Origin of the sequence: Massilia sp. NP310 (assembly GCF_019443485.1) — a bacterium.
Taxonomy (GTDB): domain Bacteria; phylum Pseudomonadota; class Gammaproteobacteria; order Burkholderiales; family Burkholderiaceae_D; genus Telluria; species Telluria timonae.
Genome location: NZ_CP080379.1, coordinates 1,531,516 through 1,551,614 on the forward strand (window position 1 = coordinate 1,531,516; position 20,099 = coordinate 1,551,614).

The window sequence follows — 20,099 nt, forward strand, 5'->3', positions numbered from 1 at the left end:
CTTGCGTGTCATGGTCCCACCAGGCCGGCGGCGCGCGCCGCCTCGTCCAGCGCGTCCCCGACCAGCGCCATGTTCTGGATCGCGGCCAGGCTCCACTGCGCCGAGCCGTTGGTGCCGATGTTCGGCAGCTCGTGAAGCTCGCGCAAGACCGCGACGCCCCCGACCTTTCTGGCCTGCGCGTGCGACTTCATGAAGTTGGACGCGAACAGTTCGCGCCAGGCGCGCAGGGCCAGCGCCCGGTCGCGCTCGTGGTGGGCGGCGTAGGCGGAGAGGCGCGAGTGCGAATCGGGCTGGGCCCGGCCGCGCGGCTCGCTGCCCAGCAGCGCGATCAACTCTTCCTTCGGTGCGTTGTAGTAGCGGCAGTACTCGAGCCAGGCCTTGCGGTAGCCCGGCTCATCGACCAGGGTCAGGAGTTCGGAACTCATCTCGACCACGCCAAACACGCCGTTCAGTTGCGAGATGCGGGCCTGGTCGCCCGGCCCGCTGAACTTGCCCGTCCTGGGATCGTAGGGCGCCGCGGCCGCGAACCAGCGCCGCTCGAGCGCGCCGATGGTGCGCATGCCGTTCACGATCTTGTCGCGCCAGCGGGTGTCGCCCGTGCGCTCCCATTCGGCCAGCCAGGCCGCGACCAGCGAACCCCAGACGGTGCCGAACGAGGCGTCGACCAGCGCCGGTGCGCTCGCCGCCCTCCCTGCCGACCTGCCGGCCGTCGGCAGCGCGCCTGGCTTGGCGCCCGGACGCAGCTTGCGGCCGATATCGACCTTATGCAGGTCGGCGTCGGAATCGAGCAGCTCGCGCATCAGGTCGCCCGTGCGTTCGTCGGCGGTGAGGAAGTAATGGATGCGCCGATAGGCGGCGTTCGATACGCGCGGCTGCTTGGACGAATCGGACCAGTGCTGCACCCCATGGCGCGTGCCGAAGCCCTTGAACGGGCCGGCGTGGTACACGTCCACTTCGCCCGTATGCCGCGTCATCGCCTCGGCGAACTTGAAGATGTCGGCGCGGCCGGTGCGCAGGTAGCTGTACCACAGCCACAGGTCGGTCGACAGCTCCGAATTGTCCCAGGCATAGCCGCCGATATCGTAGCGCCACATGTGGCGGTCGTTGTCATAGGCGTGCATCACGTCGCCGTACGACCAGAACCCATACCAGCGGTGCTGCTCGACTTCGCGCAGGTATTGGTCCAGCCTGAATGCGAGATGATCCTCGATCAGCCTGCGCGCCGGCGTGCTGCGGTCGACCACGTCCCAGTCGCCGAACACGCCGCAGGCGTGGATGCGGGCCGGCGCCAGCACCAGCCGGGCCGGATTGGCCACCTGCTCGGCCATGTTCGAAAAATCCTGGTGCGAGGGCGTGGCGCCCAGCACCCACAATTGCAGCTCGGTGGTGCGCGCCACACCGGGCGAGGCGTCCCAGCCCGGCTCGTAATCCTCATAGGTGATGTTCAGGCCCGCGATCTGTTCTTCGAAGGTGTCCATGCCGTCGGCCGAGCGGTAGGAGCGCATGTCCATCGCCGGGCTTGACGGTGACCAGAGCCAGGCGGTGACGTCGGCCATGGCGGTCGCAGCGTTACGCACGTCCAGCTGGCTGGGCGTGCGCTGCCAGAAATCCTTGAAGCCGAGCGCCACGCCGCCCGTCGCGCCGCCGGCGTACACCAGCCCCTTCGTCCGAGCGCCGGCATTGGCGTCGATCCAGGCATGCCCGCTGCGGGTGCGCTTGCGCAGCACGAAGCCGTCCGGCGTGGGTTGGGTGAGCGAAAAATCGCCCCACTCGGGAATCCAGCGCAGGCCGTCCTGCACCGGCTTGGCCATGCCGGACAGTGGCGGCAGCGCCCTGCCGGCGACCTGCGCGTCCTTGTATTCCTGGCCGGGATCGCGCCGCAGGCCGGTCACCGGCCGCACCGCTTCGCCCCACACGCCGACGCCTTCGCCGGCGAAGCGCACGTGGCGGTCGTGGGTCGCGTCGAGCATGGCTACCCTCGCCGTCACGCCGAGTCCTGCGATGAAATCCCGGGCCGGGTCGCCGTCGTAGATGAATGAGTGAACGATGCGCACACTGTCCGAACCGACATAGAAGTACAGGCGCACCGAGAACGGGAGCCAGTCGCGCCCGGCCGCCGCGCGCGCCGTGTGCACGCCGTCGAGCTTGACGACGGCCCGCACCGGCCCGTCCTGCTCCAGCGTGACGCGCGTGACCTTGCTGGTGAAGAGTTCGCGGCGCACGCTGCCCGCGCCTTCCGGCTCGGCGCCGTCCTGGCGCAGCGCGACCAGGCGCAGGTGCTGCATCGTCACACGGCCGGCGCGGGTCGCGCGTTCGACCAGGTATTCACCACTTGTCGGCACGGTCCACGTCAGTTCGCCGGCGCTCACCGTCAGCGCGCCGGCGGACTGCCTGACCGAAACGCCTGCTTTCACCGCGCCGGCGCCCGCTTCCAGATTCCAGCCGGAGGCGGTCACGCCGCCGGCCACCGCATGCGCCGTCCACTTGAGCGAGCCGTCCGGCCAGTAGGCCAGCGGCCACGATTGCAGCGCCGGCCCGCTGCTGCCCAGGGTGAAGCGCAGGATCTTGTCGGCCGGCAGGCGCAGGGCGCCGCGCGGCCAGGGCACGCCCAGGGTCGCGCCTTCGAAGCGCGCTGGCGGCTGGCCATCGAGCCAGCGCAGCGCGGTGCCGGCGACCGGCTTGCCTTTGCCGCCGACATTCGCGGTGGCAGCGTTGGAGGCGATTGGCGCGCCGGGCACGGCGGCCAGCGCGGCCGCCATCTGCACGAAACGCCTGCGGGAAGGGAGGAATGGTGGCAAGCGGCGTCTCCGATATTTCAGTGCGATGGATTATGCGGCCGTGAGCAGCGCCTGCGGCTTCCTGACCAGAAATAATCAAGCAATGGATCGATTCACGCCCAAGCGGCCTGCCACTTCACCTCGTCGACGCCGGCGCGCCGGCAAGCGCGCCACGCAGGGCGCCCGCCTGCGCCGTGGCGGCGACGCCGGCGCGCGGTCCGTTCACGCGCACCAGCACGCTGGCGATCCCGGCCTCGGTCGCGACCACTTGACTGCCGACGATCTCGGCGCCCTCGATGCCGGAGAAGGCAACCTGCGTGCCGCTCGCAGGCACCGTGCTGCCATCGGCGTCGCGCAGGCGGGCGCGCAGGAAGACCAGGTCGCCCTCGGCCACGGGCACGCCGAGGTCGTCGAGTTCCAAGGCCAGCGTCGTCGGCTGCCGGGGCGTGCGCACCCGGTGCTCGGCCACGACCCGCCCGCCGGCATAGGCCAGCGCCACGAGTTCGCCGGGCGCGTAGCCGCCGGTGTCGAATTCGAGCGGCGGATGCGCCAGGCGCGGATGGGCTTTCGAGGGTGCGACTCGTTGGCGGCCGATCGGCTTGCCGTTCAGGCGCAGCTCCACTTCCTCGGCATTGCTGAACACACGGACGCGCGGATTCGAGCCAGCTTGCCAGTAGCTGGCGATGAAGACCATCGGGCCGCCGCCCCAGCGCGGCGAACTCTCCGAAGCGCTACGCTGGGAGCGGAAGAACTCGGCCGCGAACTTGGGCAGACGCTCGATGCTGAGCAATCCCGATTCCTCGAGGTCCGGCGCATAGCCGCGCGCATAGTCGAACATCACCCAGTAGCCGTCGGCGAAGGCCGGCGTGGCGGCATTGTCGTCGTGGGCCTCGGCCACGTTGCGGGCCTGCTGCAGCAACCGCGTTTCGCCGCTGCCCAGCGCCTGGCGGCTCGAGCGGTCGGCCGGCTTGAGGTCGGCCCAGGCGTCCTGGTTCAGGCCCGCGTTCATCGCATAGTATTCCCAGTCGCCATACTCGGACACGATCAGCGGCTTGGCCGGCGCCTCGTGCTTGCTGCCGGTCCTGTGCTGGCGCGCCTGCAGGTAGAGGTCATAGGTCTGCGGCACCCAGCCGGCGGACCAGGCCTGGTCGCCCGGATACTCCTGGTGCACGGCGGCGTGCAGCGCCTGCACCAGCGGCTCCGGCATGCCGGTCTCGTTGAGCGAGCATTCCCAGGCCACGACGCTGGGATGGTTGCGGTCGCGCCGGATCAGGTCGGCGCAGGTGCGCACCACCTGGCGCGCGAACGCCGGGTCGGGATTGTGGAACTGCCAGCCGGGGATGGCCGGCAAGACCAGCAAGCCCAGTTCGTCGGCCGCCGCCATGAAGGCCGGCGACTGCGGATAATGCGACAGGCGCACGAAGTCGAAGCCGTAGCGCTTGATCAGCAGCGCATCGCGCGCGTCGGCCTGCGGCGACAGCGCATAGCCGACGTAGGGGTATTCCTGGTGGCGGTTGACGCCGCGCAGGCGCATGGGCTCGCCGTTGAGCAGCAGGCGCCCGCCCTCGAAAGCCAGGCGGCGCACGCCGATGCGGGTCGCGACCATGTCTTGGCTGCCGGCGGCAAAGACCCTCGTCTCCAGCCGGTACAGGTTGGGCGAGCGCGGCGACCACAGTCTCGGCGCGCGCAGGGTGAGCGGCAGCGTGACGTGGCGGCGTTCGCCCGCCGCCAGGCGCAGCTGCTCCTCTGCCTCGGCCACTGGCCGGCCGTCCCATGCCAGCGTGTGGCGCACGGTGACCGCCTGCGCGCTCTGCGACGTGTTGCTGACCTCGGCCTTGACCTCTACCAGCGCCTCGTCCCTGGCGACGCGCGGATAGGTCACGAACACCCCGCCGCCGCCCGGCGTGGCCGAGAGCATTTCGTCCGTCACGTGCACCGCCGGCTTGATCACGAGCCGCACGTCGCGGTAGATGCCGCCGTGCTGGATGTAGTCGAGCTGCTTGAGCGGCTTGGGGCCGGTGATCGGGTTATCCTCGTTATTGGCGCGCACCACGAGCTCGTTTCCGCCCGTATCACGCAGAACATCGGTCACGTCGAACGCGAACGGCAGGTAGCCGCCCAGGTGCTGTCCCAGGTGGCGGCCGTTCAGCCAGACGTCGGCCACGTTCATCACGCCCTCGAAACGCAGGATGGCGCGCTCACCCGGCCGCAGCCTGACGTCCAGGCGCTTCTTGTAGAACACCGTGCCCTGCCACGGCGCCGTGGGCACGCGTGGCTCGATGCGCGCCGCGTGCGGGAGGTTCACCTCGGTCCAGGCGCCGTTTGGCACCTGGTCCGCGCTGGCGAGCTGGCCGCCCTCGTCGCGGAAGAACTGCCAGGAGGCGTTCAGGTTCAGCTCCGCCGCCTGTGCCGGCGCGACGGGCGCCATCGTCAGCACGAGCAGGGCCGCACGAGCCGCGCCAAACAAGATCATGGAAATGTTCATCATTCGCGCACCAGGCTGAAGTCGTCGAGGGCGAGCCAATCGCCATCCTTCCCTTCCGAGTAGACGCCGATCTGCACGCTGCCGGTAGTGACCTGGATGCCGGACAGCGTCACCTCGGTCCACTGCGCCAACTTGTCCGGCAAGGAGCGGGCGATCTCTGCGCCGCCGTTGCCCGACGCGTACAGGCGCGCCACGCGCTGGCCGCCGCCGCTTTTCACCCAGGCCCTGAGCGTGTAGCGGCCGTTCGGCAGCGTGACGTTCTGGATCGCGCTGCCCATCGTCTGTCCCGCATGGCGCAGGCTCAAGGCCCAGCGCCCGGTGCGACCATCGGGCGCGTTCATGAACGGCGCATCGCCCTTGATGCTGGTCCAGCTGCTGATCCATCCGGCGACGCTCGTCTGGCGCACCCTGTCCGCCTCGAAGCCGGGGTTGAGCAGGTAATTATTGCCTTTGCCGACGGCCCAGGCGCCGCGCGCGGCGTCCAGCGTGAATTCGCTGAGCGAGTTGAAGCGCGGCGCCGTGCCCTCGAACGACAGCGGCGCCCAGACATGGTAGCCAAGCCCGTTCCCGGCAAAATTGCTCCAGCGGTCACCCGCATACAGGACCGTGGCGCCGGCGCTGCCCTGGACCGGGATGAAGAAGCCGTTCTGCGACACGTGAGAAAAATCCGCCTCGGTGCCCTCGATGATCCGCTCCGGCGTATACGGGCCGGTGATGTTCGGCGACGTCATGTAGAAGCTGCGCGAGGCGTTCCAGCCGTGCAGGTCGGACGAGCAGAAATAGTACAGGCCCCGGTGCTTGAACATCGCATTGCCTTCGCGCCCGCCGGCCGGCGCGCTGTGGATGTTCGTGGCCGCGTCGACCTGCAGGAAGTCGGACGGCCGCAGCGGCGCCACGTACAACTGGCGCCGGTCGCCGTTGCTGCTGAAGATCAGGTAAGGCTGGCCATTGTCGTCGGTGAACACGGTCTGGTCGCCCGAGGTGGGAGTGGCGACGTTCTCGATGCTCGCCTGCAGGCGTGCGAACACGAAGGGGCCGTTGGGACTGTCGCTGGTGGCGAACAGCACGCCGCCGCCCGTGCCCTTGCTGCTGTACTGGGTGAGCAGCACGTACTTGCCGGTCGCCTTGTGGTACACCACGCCCATGCGTCCCAGCCAGGCCTTCGGATCGTGCAGCGCGCCCAGGCCCTGCGGCGTGAGAACGTCGCCTTCGAAGGTCCAGTTCACCAGGTCGGTCGACGAATAGGCGGTGACCGCGCTGAAGTGCGGCTGAGCGAACGCCTGTCCGGGCGCGTCGGCGTAGCGCACCGCTTCGGCATACTTCACGCCATACCAGTAGTACTTCGCGCCGACCTTGAGCATGCCGCCGCCCTGCGAGTAGATCGGCGTGCCGGCGCTGTCCTTCCAGAAGACGCCATTACGGATGGTGGTTTCGGCGGCGACTGCCTGGTGCGTCGCGCCAGCAAGGGCCAGGGCCAGGCAGGCGATCCAGCCGCTGCGGCGGAAATGCTCGATCATCGGTTCTCCAGTGTGGCGCCCGACGCGCCGGGCATGCGGGCCTTCCCGCTCCGTCCGGCAGTATAAGAGCCACCTGCCGCCTGCGGCGACGATCCTCCGATCAACATGCTGAGCAATCCTCCGCTTGCCGTTCGGGCCTGGGACACATCGCCCATAATGACAGTCTGTCCATCCTGTACGGAACCCGACCCAGCATGCATCGTCTCGTCTCATCGATCATCGCATTCGCGGCCACCGCCCTGTTCCCGGTACAGGCGCAGGACGTGACGCCCGCGCCCGCGCTCGAGGGTTTCACCGCCGACCCGTCGATCCGGGTGTTCGGCGACACGTATTATCTTTACCCGACGTCCGACAAGCCGAACTGGATGACCACCGACTTCTCGGTCTGGTCCTCGAAGGACCTCGTCAAGTGGAAGAAGGAGCGGATGGTGCTGGACGTCGCCAACGATGTGAAGTGGGCCAATATCAAGGCCTGGGCGCCCGACGCCATCGAGCGCAACGGCACGTATTATTTCTACTTCAGCGCCGACCACAAGATCGGCGTGGCCACCGCCAAATCGCCGCGCGGACCGTTCGTCGACGCCCTCGGCGCGCCGCTGCTGGTGCGCACCAGCACGATGACGACGAATACGATCGATCCCTACCCCTTCATCGACGACGACGGCCAGGCCTATCTGTACTGGGGCAACGGCATCGAGGCCAACGCCTACAAGCTCAAGCCGGACATGGTCAGCGTCGAAGGCGAGGCGCATCGCATCCCGATGAAGGATTTCCGCGAAGGCGTGGTGGTGTTCAAGCGCCAGGGCAAGTATTACTTCATGTGGTCGATCGACGACGCGCGCAGCCCAGATTACCGGGTCGGCTGGGGCACGGCAAATTCGCCGTTGGGACCGGTGAAAGCGGCGACGACGAACTTCATCGTCCTGCAAAAGAACGGCGCCGCGGTCGGCACCGCCCACCACAGCGTGGTCCAGGTGCCCGGCACCGACCGCTGGTATGTGGCCTACCACCGCCATGCCATCCCGGACGGCAACGGCTACCAGCGCCAGACCGTGCTGGCGAAGATGAGCTTCGACGCCGACGGCAACATCCTGCCGATGGACCCGATGCAACCGGCCTTCCAGCCTGGCGACGTCGGCGAGCCGATCGTCGACGGCAAGGGCTTGAATGCCGCCGCGCCGGCAGACCGCCCCAACTACCTGCTGGTCCACTTCACCAGCGAGACCGCCGACGGCGAGCAGATCCACTTTGCCACCAGCCAGGACGGCTATCGCTGGACCGACCTGAACGGCTCGAAGCCCATCCTGCGCAGCAGCGTCGGCGAACAGGGCGTGCGCGATCCGGCGATCGTGCGCTCGCCGCGGGGCGACAAGTTCTGGATTCTCGCCACCGATCTGCGCATCGCCAACGGCAAGGGCTGGCAAGCCGCCATGCACAAGGGCAGCACGAAACTGATGATCTGGGAATCGACCAACCTGGTCGACTGGTCGGCGCCGCGCCTGGTGGACGTGGCCGGCGCCATTCCCGACGCCGGCTGCGCCTGGGCGCCCGAAGCCATCTACGACGAGCGCAGCGGCGACTACCTCGTCTACTGGGCCACGATTTCGCCGGCCAACGGCGTCACCAAGCCGCGCATCTATTATTCACGCACGCGCGACTTCGTCAGCTTCACGCCGGCCACGCTGTATATCGACCGTCCCGGCACGCATGGCCTGATCGACACCCAGATCGTCAAGATCGACGATCCGCGCTCGCGCTACCGCTACGTGCGTGCGTCGGGCGACGGCCAGCTGACGCTGGAGGGCGCCAACGAGCTCCTGGGCCAGTGGGACATCCTGGGCGACCTGCGGCCGCTCGGCCTGACCGGCAAGGACGTCGAAGGGCCGATCCTGTTCAGGATCGCGCAGAGCGGCGAATGGGCGATGTGGGTCGACCAGTACGCGCGCAAGGCCGGCTACCTGGCGCTGACCAGCGACGACCTGACGCGACCGGAGCGCTTCCGGCGCGCGGACCCGGCCAGGATCGACCATGGCCACAGCAAGAAGCGCCACGGCGCCATCCTGAATATCAGCAGCGACGAATACCGGCGGCTCCTGGCCCGCTGGGCCGTTGCGGCCCCAAGCAAAGCGAGCCCGCCATGATGCGCCACCTGCCGCCCGCCCTCCTCTTCTGCATCGCCGCCGGCGCACATGCCGCCAACCCGATCGTGACCGACATCTTCACCGCCGACCCGGCCGTGGTGGTCGACGGCAAGCGCCTCTACCTGTACACGGGCCGCGACGAAGCCAGTCCGGGCGAGACGACCTACAGGATGAACGAGTGGCGCGTGTTCTCGACCTGCGATATGCGCAACTGGACCGATCACGGCGTCGCCGCCATGGTCAAGACCTTCGCCTGGGCCAAGGCCGATGCGTTTGCCGCCGACGTCGTCAGGCACAAGGGAAAATATTACCTGTATGCGCCGGTCAAGCACGCCACGATCCCCGGCTTCGCGATCGGCGTCGGCGTGTCGGACACGCCCACCGGACCGTTCAGGGATGCGCGCGGCTCGGCCCTGGTGACCAACGACATGACGCGCGAAACGCCGAACGGCTGGGACGACATCGACCCGGCCGTGTTCGTGGACGACGACGGCCAGGCCTATATGTACTTCGGAAACAAGGTGCTCAAGTACGTCAGGCTCAAGCCGAACATGATCGAGCTCGATGGCACGATCCGGACCGTGGGCCTGTTCAATTTCGAAGAAGCGCCCTGGCTGCACAAGCGCGACGGGGTGTACTACCTGAGCTATGCGAGCGGCCTGCCCGAGGTGATCGCCTATGCGACGGGCCCGAGCCCGACCGGCCCCTGGACCTATCGCGGCGTGATCATGGACAAGAACAAGGTGACGCACACGATCCACCAGGCGTTCGCCGACTTCAACGGCAAATCCTATGTGTTCTACCATAACGAGATGGTATCGAACGCCGATTACCGCCGTTCGGTCGCGGTCGAGGAATTCAGCTACGGGAAGGACGGCGCGATTCCCCGCATCGCCCAGACCCGCGCCGGCCCGGCGGCCAATCCGGCGCCGGGCTGCAACAACTAGATCACACTCCGACCATCGAAACGGCCTTGGTGTTGAGGTAGGATTCCAGCGCCTCCGGACCGCCTTCGGAACCGTAGCCCGAATCCTTGACGCCGCCGAACGGCAGTTCGGCGCTTGGCGTGGCCGGCTGGTTGATCCACAGCATGCCGACTTCGACGCGGTTCATCAGGAGCTGGGCGTTCTTGATCGAGCTGGTGAAGGCATAGCCGGCCAGGCCGTACGGCAGGCGGTTGGCCTCCTGGATCGCATCCTCGAGGCTGTCGAAGCCGCGGATCGCCGCCACCGGGCCGAACGGCTCGTCGTTGAACACGCTCGCCTCCAGGGGCACGTCGGCCAGGATGGTCGGCGCGAAGAAGTTGCCGGCGTCGCCGACGCGCGCGCCGCCGGTGGCGACCACCGCGCCCTTGGCGCGCGCGTCGTCCACCAGCTGCGACATCGCGGTCAGGCGGCGTGGATTGGCCAGCGGCCCGAGCGTGGTGCCTTCCTGCAGGCCGTCACCGAGCTTGAGGCTTTCGGCATGCTTGACCAGCGCGCGGGTAAACTCGTCCTTGACCGCGTTGTGCACCAGGAAGCGGGTCGGCGAGATGCACACCTGGCCCGCATTGCGGAACTTGGCGCCGCCGGCGGCCTTGACGGCCAGCGCGACGTCGGCGTCGGCCGCGACGATCACCGGCGCATGGCCGCCCAATTCCATGGTCACGCGCTTCATGTGGGCGCCCGCCAGGGCGGCCAGCTGCTTGCCGACCGGGGTCGAGCCGGTGAAGGTGACCTTGCGGATGACCGGGTGCGGGATCAGGTAGCCGGAGATTTCGGCCGGGTCGCCGAACACCAGGCCGACCACGCCCGGCGGCACGCCGGCGTCGACGAAGCACTGGAACAGCGCGGCCGGTGACGCCGGGGTTTCTTCCGGCGCCTTGCACAGGAAGGAGCAGCCGGTGGCCAGCGCCGCGGCCAGCTTGCGCACGACCTGGTTGATCGGGAAGTTCCACGGCGTGAAGGCGGCGACCGGGCCGACCGGTTCCTTCAGCACCAGCTGCTGGGCGGCCGGATTGCGCGATGGGACGATGCGGCCATACACGCGCATGCCTTCTGCGGCGAACCAGTCGATGATCTCGGCGCCGGCCAAGGCTTCCATCTTCGCTTCGGCCAGCGGCTTGCCCTGTTCCTGGGTCAGGAGGCGCGCGATGTCGCCGGCGCGCTCGCGCAGCAGGTTGGCGGCGCGGCGCATGGTGGCGGCGCGCTCGGCGGCGGGAACGAAGCGCCAGGCCTCGAAACCTTTCTGGGCGGCGGCCAGCGCGCGGTCCAGGTCGGCGATGGCGGCATGGGCCACGTTGCCGATCGGCTGTCCGGTGGCCGGGTTGACCACGGGAATGGTCTTGCCGCCGGTGGCGTCGACCCATTCGTTGGCGATCAGGAGGCGGATGTCGGGATAGCTGGAGGTCGTCATGAGCATCAAGGTCCGGTTGGTAAAGCGTTCATGATAGTCCTTTTCGCGAAGGTTGGCCGAGAGCGCCACGATATGGCCGCTCACGCCCGGCCCTTGCCGGCCACGGTCCTGTCCAGGACAGCGCGTATCGTGCGCCCGGTCGATATTTGTGGCCAGGTGACATAGAATCACCCGGCATTCGTACCTGATTCAGATGTCCACGGAAAGTGCACACCTGCGCCCGCTGGACCGCGGAGTACCTGCCATGCTCATCCCCCAAGCCCGCGTCGCCCCCGCCGCGAACCAGGAGGCGCCGGCGGTCCTGCTGGTCAATGACGACCCGGGCGCGCTGTTCGCCCTGCGCAGCGTGCTCGGCGACCTCGACGCCGACCTCGTCACCGCCAGCTCCGGCGAACAGGCCCTGCTGCGCCTGCTCAAGCAGGATTTCTGCGTCATCCTCATGGACGTCAAGATGGCCGGCCTGGACGGCTTCGAGACCGCGCGCCTGGTGCGCGCCCGGCCGCGCTCGCGCGCCACGCCGATCGTGTTCCTGACCTCGCACCGCGCGAGCGACCTCGATCGCAGCCGCGGCTTCGAGGTGGGCGCGAGCGACTACGTGTTCATGCCGGTGGCGCCCGAAGTGCTCAAGGCGAAGGTCCAGGCCTTCCTCGATGACGCGCCCGAGCGGCGCCCCGTGCGCGCCCTGGCGCTCGGGGCGCACGGCGAGGCGCCGGACGCCGGCATCGAACGCCTGATCCTCGAGCACGCGGGCGACTACGTCGCGCTGCTCGACCCTGCCGGGGCCTGGCTGTACACCAGCCCCAGCTACCGCGCCGAGTTCGGCGCCGCCGTCGGCCCCGGCGCGCGCTACCTGGAGATCGTGCAGGTGGACGATCGCGAGCGGGTGCGCGCCCTGGTCGAGCACCCGCCCGCCGGCGAATCCCACTGGCGCCTGCAGTACCGCGTGCTGGGCCGCAGCGAGCGGTATTTCGAATCCGACGCCAGCCTGATCCGCGCACCGAACGGCGCCGTCTCGCAACTGGTGCTGATCTCGCGCGACATCACCGAGCGCAAGGAAATGGAGGCCTACGTGCTGCACCAGTCCTTCCACGACAGCCTGACCGGCCTGCCGAACCGGCTCTTGCTGCTCGACCGCCTGGGCCAGGCCACGGCCCAGCGCGAACGCCAGCGCGCACAGGTCGCGGTGCTGTTTCTCGACCTCGACCATTTCAAGGAAGTCAACGACACCCTCGGCCACGCCGCCGGCGACCGCCTGCTGCAGGTGGTGGCCGAGCGCCTGGCCGCCAGCGTGCGCGAGGGCGATACGGTGGCGCGGGTCGGCGGCGACGAGTTCGTGGTGATGCTGGTCGAGCTGCACCAGCTGGCCGACGCAGCGCTGGTGGCCGAGAAGATCATCTCCGCCGTCTCGGAAGCCTGCCAGATCGAGGGCAGCGAGCTGCACATCGTGCCCAGCATCGGGATGGCCATCTTTCCCGGCGACGGCGGCGACCCCGACACGCTGCTGCGCAACGCCGACATCGCGATGTACCACGCCAAGCGCGACGGCGGCGCCCACTACTGCTTCTTCACGGCGCAGATGCAAGAGGTGGCCAGCCACCGCCTGGCGCTCGGCAGCGCGCTGCAGCGCGCGATCCGCAACGACGAGTTCGTGATGCACTACCAGCCCAAGGTGCGGGCCGCCAGCGGCGCCATCATCGGCTTCGAGGCGTTGATCCGCTGGCCGCAGGCCGACGGCGCCACGATCTCGCCCAGCCAGTTCATCCCGATCGCCGAGGAAACCGGGCGCATCGACCCGATCGGCGCCTGGGCGATCCGCCAGGTGGCGGCCGAGCTGCAGCGCTGGACCGGGCTCGGCTTCGCCGACGTCCCGATCGCGGTCAACGTCTCGGCGCTGCAGTTCCGGCGCGAGGACGTCGCGCGCAGCCTCGGCGCCGCGGTGGACGCGGCGCGCATCCAGCCGGCCCTGCTCGAGGTCGAGCTGACCGAATCGGGCGTGATGAGCAACCCGGCCCAGGCGATCGAGACCCTGCACCAGATCCACGCGCTGGGCATGACGATCGCGATCGACGACTTCGGCACCGGCTACTCTTCGCTCGCCTACCTGAAGCGCTTTCCGATCGACAAGCTCAAGATCGACGCCTCCTTCGTGCGCGACATCGCCACCGACCCCAGCGACGCCGCGATCGTGCTGGCCATCATCGGCCTGGCCCACGTGCTCGAGCTGACCGTGATCGCCGAAGGGGTCGAAACCCGGGAACAGGTGGACTTCCTGGTCGCCCACGGCTGCGACGAATTGCAGGGGAACTACTTCAGCGCCGCGGTTTCCAACGAAGATGCGGTCGGCCTGCTCAGGCGCGGACCGTTCCGCATCGAGGCCACCAGGGAACATCATGACAACCGAGCAGGCGGCGCCTGAGCGCCGCGTCAAGGCGCGTCGCACGCCGGGCCGGCGTGCGCTCGACGCCGCCGCCCACGAACGCCGCGGCGGGCGCGCCGGGGCCGGCATGGGCATTGGCGCGCCCGACGGCGCGGGCGGCGCGCCGTCCCAGGCGCTGCTGCTGGACGCGCTGATGGCCTTGCGCGCGGGCGACTTCAGCGTACGCCTGCCGCACGACTGGACCGGCATCGACGGCAAGATCGCCGACGCCGTCAACGACATCGTCGCCACCCACGGCAAGCTGGCCGGCGCGGTCGAGCAGGTCTCGGTAGCGGTCGGCATCGAGGGCCGCCTGGGCCAGCGCATGATGCTCGACAAGACCGATGGCGCCTGGGGCGACGAGGTCGACGCCATCAATTCGATGATCGACAACCTGGTGCAGCCGGTGCGCGAGGTCGGCCGGGTGATCGGCGCCGTCGCGCGCGGCGTGCTCACCGAGAGCATGCTGCTCGAGATCGAAGGCCGTCCGCTGCGCGGCGAATTCCTCAAGAACGCCAATACGATCAACACCATGCTCGACCAGCTCAACAATTTTTCGAGCGAGGTGTCGCGGGTGGCGCGCGAAGTCGGCACCGACGGCAAGCTGGGCGGCCAGGCCCAGGTCGAGGGCGCCTCGGGCGTGTGGCGCGACCTCACCGACAACGTCAACCGCATGGCCAGCAACCTCACCGGCCAGGTGCGCAATATCGCCGAAGTGACCACCGCCGTGGCCGAGGGCGACCTGTCGCGCAAGATCACGGTCGACGTCAGCGGCGAGATCCTGCGCCTGAAGGACACCATCAACCTGATGGTGGACCAGCTGAACGGCTTCGCGGGTGAAGTCACGCGGGTGGCGCGCGAGGTCGGCCTTGAAGGCAAGCTGGGAGGCCAGGCCGAGGTCAAGGACGTGGGCGGCGTATGGAAGGACCTGACCGACAGCGTCAACGCCATGGCCAGCAACGTCACCGGCCAGGTGCGCAACATCGCCGAGGTGACCACCGCCGTGGCGCGCGGCGACCTGTCGCGCAAGATCACGGCCGACGCCCGCGGCGAGGTGCTCGAGCTGAAGAACACGGTCAACATCATGGTCGACCAGCTCAACGCCTTTTGCAGCGAGGTGACGCGGGTGGCGCGCGAGGTCGGCACCGAGGGCAAGCTGGGCGGCCAGGCCGAGGTGAAGGACGTGTCCGGAGTGTGGAAGGACCTGACCGACAGCGTCAATGCCATGGCCGGCAACCTGACGGTGCAGCTGCGCGACGTGTCGAAGGTCGCCACGGCGATCGCCAACGGCGACCTGGGACGCAAGATCACGGTCGAGGTCCAGGGCGAGATCCTGCAGATCAAGGACGTCATCAACGTGATGGTCGACCAGCTCAAGAGCTTCTCGGGCGAGGTCACGCGGGTGGCGGTCGAAGTCGGCACCGAGGGCCGCCTGGGCGGCCAGGCCGAGGTCGCGGGCGTGTCGGGCGTGTGGAAGAACCTGACCGACAGCGTCAACCTGATGGCCAGCAATCTCACCGACCAGGTGCGCAACATCGCCACCGTCACCACCGCGGTGGCCAACGGCGACCTGTCGAAGACCATCACGGTCGACGTCCATGGCGAAGTGCTGCAGCTCAAGCAGACCATCAACACCATGGTCGACCAGTTGCGCGGCTTCGCCGGCGAAGTCACGCGGGTGGCGCGCGAGGTCGGCACCGAGGGGCGCCTGGGCGGCCAGGCCTACGTGCCGGCGGTGGCCGGCGTGTGGAAGGACCTCACCGACAACGTGAACCTGATGGCCAGCAACCTGACCGGCCAGGTGCGCAATATCGCCACCGTCACCACGGCGGTGGCCAATGGCGACCTGTCGCGCAAGATCACGGTGGACGTGCAGGGCGAGATCCTGGAGCTGAAAAACACTGTCAACATCATGGTCGACCAGCTCAACGCCTTCTGCGCCGAAGTCACGCGCGTCGCGCGCGAGGTGGGCACCGAGGGCCGGCTGGGCGGCCAGGCCCAGGTCAAGGGCGTCTCGGGCGTATGGAAGGACCTGACCGACAGCGTCAACCTGATGGCCGCCAACCTGACCGACCAGGTGCGCGGCATGGCCAAGGTGGTGACCGGGGTCGCCGTCGGCAACCTGAAGCAGAAGATGGTGGTGCCGGCCAAGGGCGAGGTGGCGGCGCTGGCCGACACCATCAACGACATGGTCGACACGCTGGCCACCTTCAGCGACCAGGTGACGCGGGTGGCGCGCGAGGTGGGCGTCGAGGGCCGCCTGGGCGGCCAGGCGACCGTGCCCGGCGCCGCCGGCAGCTGGCGCGACCTGGTCGACAACGTCAACGAGCTGGCCGCCAACCTGTCGACCCAGGTGCGCGCGATCGGCGAAGTGGCGACCGCCGTCACCAAGGGCGACCTCGGGCGCTCGATCGCGGTGGCGGCGCGCGGCGAGGTGGCCGACCTGAAGGACAACGTCAACCAGATGATCCGCAACCTCAAGCAGACCACCGAGCGCAACACCGAGCAGGACTGGCTCAAGACCAACCTGGCGCGCCTGAACCGCATGCTGCAGGGCCAGCGCGACATCATGACGGTCTCGCGCATGCTGTTGTCGGAGCTCGCCCCGCTGGTCGCGGCCCAGCACGCGGTGCTGTACCTGATGCAGGCGCCGCGCCACGGCAAGGCGGCGCCGGGCGCCTCAGGTTCCACTCCCATGCTCACCCTGATGGCCAGCTACGGCTACCAGGAGCGCAAGAACCTGTCGCGCGAGTGGCGCGTCGGCGAAGGCCTGGTGGGCCAGGCCGCGTTCGAGAAGCAGCGCATCCTGGTCGCCAACCTGCCTGACGACTACATTCAGATCGTGTCCGGGCTGGGCCAGGCCAGTCCGCGCAATATCGTGCTGCTGCCGATCCTGTTCGAGGGCCAGGTGAAGGCGGTGATCGAGCTGGCCTCGTTCGAGGCGTTCCAGGCGATCCACCTGAACTTCCTGGACCAGCTGTCGGACGGCCTGGGCATCGTGTTCAATTCGATCGAGACGGCGTCCGGCACCGAGATGCTGCTGCGCCAGCAGGCGCAGAAGCTCGAAAACGAATTCAAGTCGCAGCAGACCGAACTCAAGGACATCAACGCCGAGCTGGAACGCAAGGCGCACCAGCTGGCCGACCAGAATACCGAGGTCGAAGCCAAGAACCGCCAGATCGAGGAAGCCCGCCGCAGCCTGCAAGAGAAGGCCGAACAACTGTCCCTGACCTCGCGCTACAAGTCCGAATTCCTGGCCAATATGTCGCACGAGCTCAGGTCGCCCCTGAACAGCCTGCTCCTGCTGGCCGAGCAGCTGCGCCTGAACCGCGAGCGCAACCTGAGCGACAAGCAGATCGAGATGGTGAAGGTGATGTATTCGTCGGGACGCGACCTGCTGAACGTGATCAACGACATCCTCGACCTGTCGAAGATCGAGGCCGGCAGCGTCTCGCTCGACCTGGCCGACGTGGCGCCGGCCGCGCTGGCGGCCGACCTCGAGAAAAGCATGCGTTACCAGTTCGAGGCCAAGGGGCTGACGTTCCGGATCGACTTCGCGCCCGACCTGCCGCCGCTGCTGCGCACCGACGGCCAGCGCGTCAAGCAGTTGCTGACCAACCTGTTGTCCAATGCCCTGAAGTTCACCTCGAAGGGCGGCGTGACGCTGGCGGCGCGCATCGCCGGCAGCGGCTGGACGCGCGACCAGCCGGCGCTGGAGCATGCGCCGCGGGTGGTGGCCTTCAGCGTCACCGACACCGGCATCGGCATCCCGCTGGACAAGCGCCAGATGATCTTCGAGGCATTCCAGCAGGCCGACGCCAGCACCTCGCGGCGCTACGGCGGCACCGGCCTGGGACTGGCGATCAGCCGCGAGATTGCGCGCCTGCTCGACGGCGAACTGAGCGTGGAGAGCGAGGAAGGCGTGGGCAGCACCTTCACCTTCTTCCTGCCGCAGCAGGCCCCGGGGACCGCTGCGCCGGATGGCGACGCCATCCGCCAGCGCCTGAACCATCGCATGCGCAATGGCGGCAACGGCAACAACGGCGGCAACGGCGCGCCCGCCGGCCAAACCAGCGGCACCTCCGCCGCCGGGTTCCCGCGTGCGCCGGCGCATCAGAGCGCCCCGCTGCTGCTGGTGATCGAGGACGACCCGGTGTTCGCGCGCACGCTGCAGGACATGGCGCGCGAGCGCGGCTTCGACACGCTGGTCGCGGACAACGGCGAGGACGGCTTCATGCTGGCCCAGCGCAACCGGCCGGATGCGATCACGCTCGACCTCGAGCTGCCCGACACCGACGGCTGGGACATCGCCGACCGCCTCAAGTCCGACCATGCGACGGGCGCCATTCCGGTGCACGTGATCTCGGTGCGCGACCGCCCCGGACGCGGCGCCCGGCACGGCGTGGCCAGCTACACCACCAAGCCAGCCGACCTGGCGACGCTGGCCCAGGTGTTCGCCGACCTGACCGCCCAGCTGGCGCCGCCGATCCGGGTCCTGCTGCTGGCGGCCGACAACCGCGCCCGCCGGGAGGCGATCACCCAGGTGCTGGCCGGGCCCGGACGGGCGCTCGACCTGGTCGCCGACGCCCCGGCGGCGCTGGCCGCGCTGGAACGGCATGCCTACCAGGGCATCGTGATCGACGTCGACCTGGCCGGCGCGAACGGCATCGATTTACTGCGCAAGATGCGCGGCGATCCGGTCCTCGCGCACATCCCGGCCGTGCTGTACGCCGAGCGCATGCTCGATCCGGCCACGCTCGAGCAACTGGCCGAACTGGATGCCGCGGTGCTCGGCCATGACGGGCAGTCGCTGGCCGAGAAGACGGCAGCGGTATCCGCCTTCCTGGAACGGATCAGGGAAGACGTCGAGGCGTCCGCACCCGACCCGGCCGCACGCCCGGAGGCCGCCGAGATCCTGCACGGCAAGTGCGCGCTGATCGTCGACGACGACGTGCGCAACCTGTTCGCGCTGACCGGGATGCTCGAGAATGCCGGCATGATGGTCAATGCGGTCGAATCGGGCAAGGAGGCGCTCAGGCAGCTCGACATCCATCCCGGCATCGACATCGTCCTCATGGACATCATGATGCCGGACCTGGACGGTTACGAGACCACGCGCCGGATTCGCGCCGATCCCCGCTTCGCCCACCTGCCCATCATCGCGCTCACGGCCAAGGCGATGCTGGAGGATCGCGCCAAGTGCCTGGCGGCGGGGGCGTCGGATTATGCGTCGAAGCCGGTGGATAGCGGGCAGTTGCTGGCGCAGCTGGGGGTGTGGCTGGATCGGCAGGCGATGGACCGGGAGTAGGCAGTCTTTCGAACCCGCGTCCCCTGGTGCTGGCGGTCCGGGCAGCTGCGCGCCGTCAATCCGGGATTGCGAAGGCCGGTTATGCTCTTCCGACTATCAAGTCGGTCGGCCGTTCGAGCACATTGGGATCCTGGTGAGCAAACATGCGGAAGCTTATTCCTGGGGCAGCATTCATGTTGATGTTCGGCCTGGGCGCCGTGGGCGCCATCGAACCGCGGCACACCACCGTCCTGGAGAATTTTGCAGCTGGCAACAAGGCAGATAAAGACACCATCAGGATGCGCATTACCATCGCAGGCGACGCGCAGCAGCCCGAGCGGAACGTGCGTATCGGCGATATCCTGTTATGTTCCCGCTCGGCATGCTACCGGGCCCGCACTTCCGGTTTCGTCGCTGTCGAAAGCACATACCGAGGCGTTGCCGAAGTCCTGGCCGATGTGAAACTACCGTTCACAACGGTGACGGATATCTATCTCACCGATGTGGCAGGGATGTCGACCGTCCATGGCCACCTGAAACTGGAAACGCCGCTCACGGTCGAAAACGGATTCCAGGGGCTCGAACTCATGATCGCCGTGCACAGGCTGGCATTGCCCGGGCGAACGCGGTATGTTCCCACCGGGGCCGCCAGCATGTATTTCCATCCCGATGGCCATGTAGTGCGTTACCTGCCGACCGTGCGCACAGTGGCCGCATTACCCTTCGGAGCAACCTTGATCATTCCCGCCGGCGCGCTCGCCAAGCCACAGGTCTTCCATATCGGTGTTAGTGATACTGGCGATGTTTTTCCGATGATAGATATTTATCCGTATATAAAGCTACGCAAGGCAGCGACTGTCCAGGCCATGGCGTTTGCGGGCCGCAGTTCCAGCCGTGGTCAGATGGTAGTCCCGGCAGCGATGGGCCCGGCCGAAGGGATGGCCATCCCGGCCCAGCTCGATGCCAGCAGGACGGCGAGGATTTCCCTGATGCAAACCATGTTGGTCAGACCCGGGGCGCTGGAAGGGTTCTAAGGAGCCTGGAATATCGCTGTGGCAATGCGACCGACGGGGCGCTGGCGG

General features: G+C 68.2%; 9 protein-coding genes. 5 read left to right on the forward strand and 4 right to left on the reverse strand.

The window, feature by feature from the left end; translation table 11 throughout:
* Nucleotides 1–8: 8 nt before the first annotated feature.
* The 3 genes from KY496_RS06720 to KY496_RS06730 all read right to left on the reverse strand — a co-directional run bounded on the left by KY496_RS06720 (nt 9) and on the right by KY496_RS06730 (nt 6,779).
* A complete protein-coding gene (locus tag KY496_RS06720; protein WP_229520452.1) occupies nt 9–2,798 on the reverse strand; it encodes a Tat pathway signal sequence domain protein in 2,790 nt (929 codons plus the stop codon).
* A 115-nt stretch (nt 2,799–2,913) separates the two neighbouring features.
* Complete coding sequence (locus KY496_RS06725; RefSeq protein ID WP_229520453.1) at nt 2,914–5,250, reverse strand: glycoside hydrolase family 2 TIM barrel-domain containing protein; 2,337 nt, start codon at nt 5,248–5,250, stop codon at nt 2,914–2,916.
* An 11-nt stretch (nt 5,251–5,261) separates the two neighbouring features.
* The gene (locus KY496_RS06730) at nt 5,262–6,779 is read right to left on the reverse strand and encodes a family 43 glycosylhydrolase (RefSeq protein WP_219864299.1); all 1,518 of its coding nucleotides are present in this window, start codon (nt 6,777–6,779) and stop codon (nt 5,262–5,264) included.
* Nucleotides 6,780–6,973: 194 nt separating this feature from the next.
* Here KY496_RS06730 and KY496_RS06735 point away from each other — a divergent pair, with 194 nt between their 5' ends.
* Both KY496_RS06735 and KY496_RS06740 read left to right on the forward strand, forming a co-directional pair.
* The gene (locus KY496_RS06735) at nt 6,974–8,920 is read left to right on the forward strand and encodes a family 43 glycosylhydrolase (protein ID WP_219864300.1); all 1,947 of its coding nucleotides are present in this window, start codon (nt 6,974–6,976) and stop codon (nt 8,918–8,920) included.
* On the forward strand, nt 8,917–9,867 hold the full coding sequence (locus KY496_RS06740) for a glycoside hydrolase family 43 protein (RefSeq protein ID WP_005667565.1): 951 nt from the start codon (nt 8,917–8,919) through the stop codon (nt 9,865–9,867). The genes KY496_RS06735 and KY496_RS06740 overlap by 4 nt, the downstream gene beginning before the upstream one ends.
* 1 nt (nt 9,868) lies before the next feature.
* On the opposite strand, the gene KY496_RS06745 is transcribed toward KY496_RS06740, so the two are convergent.
* Nucleotides 9,869–11,314 (reverse strand): NAD-dependent succinate-semialdehyde dehydrogenase, encoded by a 1,446-nt coding sequence (locus KY496_RS06745; RefSeq protein ID WP_040776774.1) that lies wholly within the window; start codon nt 11,312–11,314, stop codon nt 9,869–9,871.
* Nucleotides 11,315–11,558: 244 nt separating this feature from the next.
* Here KY496_RS06745 and KY496_RS06750 point away from each other — a divergent pair, with 244 nt between their 5' ends.
* The 3 genes from KY496_RS06750 to KY496_RS06760 all read left to right on the forward strand — a co-directional run bounded on the left by KY496_RS06750 (nt 11,559) and on the right by KY496_RS06760 (nt 20,051).
* Nucleotides 11,559–13,730, forward strand: a complete 2,172-nt coding sequence (locus KY496_RS06750) for a bifunctional diguanylate cyclase/phosphodiesterase (RefSeq protein ID WP_219864301.1) — start codon at nt 11,559–11,561, stop codon at nt 13,728–13,730.
* Nucleotides 13,705–19,038 carry a HAMP domain-containing protein gene (locus KY496_RS06755; protein WP_219864302.1) on the forward strand — a complete coding sequence of 1,778 codons (5,334 nt, stop codon included), beginning with the start codon at nt 13,705–13,707 and terminating at the stop codon, nt 19,036–19,038. The genes KY496_RS06750 and KY496_RS06755 overlap by 26 nt, the downstream gene beginning before the upstream one ends.
* Before the next feature lie 173 nt (nt 19,039–19,211).
* Nucleotides 19,212–20,051, forward strand: coding sequence for a hypothetical protein (locus KY496_RS06760; protein ID WP_219864303.1), 840 nt, complete (start codon nt 19,212–19,214; stop codon nt 20,049–20,051).
* Nucleotides 20,052–20,099: the final 48 nt, after the last annotated feature.

Coding starts and splice junctions, on each gene's coding strand:
- KY496_RS06750 (WP_219864301.1), top strand. CDS start 11,559: ATGCTCATCCCCCAAGCCCGCGTCGCCCCCGCCGCGAACCAGGAGGCG.
- KY496_RS06755 (WP_219864302.1), top strand. CDS start 13,705: ATGACAACCGAGCAGGCGGCGCCTGAGCGCCGCGTCAAGGCGCGTCGC.
- KY496_RS06725 (WP_229520453.1), bottom strand. CDS start 5,250: ATGATCTTGTTTGGCGCGGCTCGTGCGGCCCTGCTCGTGCTGACGATG.
- KY496_RS06735 (WP_219864300.1), top strand. CDS start 6,974: ATGCATCGTCTCGTCTCATCGATCATCGCATTCGCGGCCACCGCCCTG.
- KY496_RS06730 (WP_219864299.1), bottom strand. CDS start 6,779: ATGATCGAGCATTTCCGCCGCAGCGGCTGGATCGCCTGCCTGGCCCTG.
- KY496_RS06745 (WP_040776774.1), bottom strand. CDS start 11,314: ATGACGACCTCCAGCTATCCCGACATCCGCCTCCTGATCGCCAACGAA.
- KY496_RS06740 (WP_005667565.1), top strand. CDS start 8,917: ATGATGCGCCACCTGCCGCCCGCCCTCCTCTTCTGCATCGCCGCCGGC.
- KY496_RS06760 (WP_219864303.1), top strand. CDS start 19,212: ATGTTGATGTTCGGCCTGGGCGCCGTGGGCGCCATCGAACCGCGGCAC.